This is a genomic window from Aquimarina addita (assembly GCF_039539305.1).
Lineage (GTDB): Bacteria > Bacteroidota > Bacteroidia > Flavobacteriales > Flavobacteriaceae > Aquimarina > Aquimarina addita.
This window is the reverse complement of record NZ_BAABCW010000067.1, coordinates 1-1033: the sequence shown is the minus strand read 5'-3', so window position 1 is coordinate 1033 and position 1033 is coordinate 1. Positions and strand designations below refer to the sequence as shown.

1 protein-coding gene is annotated in these 1033 nt (G+C 36.6%); it reads left to right on the top strand.

Annotated elements, in window-relative coordinates:
- Positions 1-820: IS110 family RNA-guided transposase (locus ABD816_RS22155; RefSeq protein ID WP_344931097.1), on the top strand; the 820-nt coding region annotated here is incomplete at its 5' end.
- Between the last annotated feature and the right edge of the window lie 213 nt (positions 821-1033).

Below are 1033 nucleotides of genomic sequence, written 5' to 3'. Positions count from 1 at the left end.
ATGGCATTCATTAGTTGTTAATCCAGCAGATGTACATCGTCCCGCCAAAGCACAATTTCAAAAGACAGATAAAATCGACGCCAGACTGCTTTGCAAAGAACTAAAAGATGGTCGTCTTAAGGGAATTTATGTTCCTGATGTGGAACGAGAACAATTGCGTTGTCTATTTCGTCGACGTAATGATTTAGCTAAAGAACAACGCAAGATCAAAACTCAGGTCAAAATGCAATTACTTTATCTAGGTATTGAGATCCCTAAAGAACTGGATAAACCACACTGGTCTCATAAATTCAGAGGCTGGCTAAAAGAATTATCATTTGATTATAAAACGATGGATTATTGTTTACAAACTCGCTTAGAGGATTATGAATTTAGGGATAAACAAAAAAGAGATGTAAGTACTAAATTACGTGCCTATTGTCGCAAGCATTATAAGAAAGATTATTATCTACTACGCTCTGTACCTGGAATAGGTTCTATTGTGGCTTGTGGAATTATTTGTGAACTTGGAGATTTGAGACGTTTTAAGAACTTTAAACAATTAGCCAGTTATGTAGGTTTGATTCCTTCAGTACATCAAAGTGGTGATAATTTAACAACTTCTGGGCTTACACCCAGAGCCAATCGAATTATGAGAAGCTATATGGTAGAGGCTACTTGGCAAGCTTTACGATTCGATCCTGTGATGCAAGCGTATTATCGTTCACATCAAGGTAAGGATGTCAAACGCATTTTAGTAAAGGTTGCTAGAAAACTGTTGAGTAGAATTCATGCAGTCATACGAACAGAAACACCATATCAAATAGGAGTAATAAGTTAAAAAAGAAGAAAATAATAAGCCTGAAAACTCGAAAATACTTTTGGCTCAGAATGGGACAACTAAACAATTTGGGTGAAATTCGATGAGTTATCACATTTTATAGCAAGTTGCCCTGTTAGCCAATCATAATCATAGAGATGCTGGTGGATCCGCAAGCGGATACCACATATAGGATGCGGAGTTACTTATAGGGCTGAGTATTGAAATATTGAC